This is a genomic window from Oleiphilus sp. HI0086, from assembly GCF_001635225.1.
On sequence record NZ_LWFZ01001470.1, the window covers coordinates 1 to 849 of the forward strand.

1 protein-coding gene is annotated in these 849 nt (G+C 45.1%); it reads left to right on the forward strand.

From position 1 onward, the window contains the following. A partial coding sequence (locus tag A3756_RS28365; protein ID WP_197481534.1) for a hypothetical protein occupies window positions 1-849 on the forward strand: 849 nt, incomplete at both ends.

The following is an 849-nucleotide window of genomic DNA, read 5'->3' on the forward strand; positions in this document are numbered from 1 at the left end:
AAGCTTGGGGGACTTTGTTGCTGGTGGGTATGGGAACCAATAGTAGCCAGAGTCGTGAGCATAGTAATAGGTGTCTATTATTCGATATTACGGACCCTGCACAAACACCTTCTTTATTGGCTGAATTTAAACACACTTCAATGGGGCCGTGTACAAGCAAGCCTACCGCCCTGACTCTTCCCGATGCTTTTGGTGGGGATCCTCTTTGGTATTTGGCTTTTGGGGCAGGGCAAGGAACACTGCGGCCCGGCTTATTTTTTTATGACTTGCAGACAATGACATTAGATAAAGAAGTCTGGCTTCGTCAATTTCGACCTGAGGTAAAGAGTGGTCATATAGCTGGGATTTCGGCAGCAGATATTGATCAAGACGGCCTAACTGATCTCTTGTATTTCGGAACGATTGAGGCATCTAGAGTTCAGGAAAGTGGCAGCTTGTATTCTCTTACCTTTACTAGATCCCTGGATACAGCCACCTCTTCAAGAGCGGGTAAGTATTCCTCTCATCGAGAACGCTATATGACCCCTCAGCTAGCTAAACTATTTGCAGGCAGAGGTGCAATTTCTCACAAACCTTTACTCAAAAGAGGTTCTGAGGGAAAGGTTTGGTTATTCTTTTCGGCTGGCTCCTCAGTTTATGGTCTGATAGATGACTTTTCCAGGCAGAGAGTAAGTGAATTTCAGTTAAGCTCAAGCGGGGTTAAAAATAGAGGATGGGTTCGCACTCTTCCCAAGAACGAAGTATTTACCTCGGCAATAGTCGACTTGGGAGAGATAATTGTCTTGAACGCGTTTCGTCGAGACTGCAATGATTGCTCAGAATCCGGTTTGAATACCTTGAAGCTATATC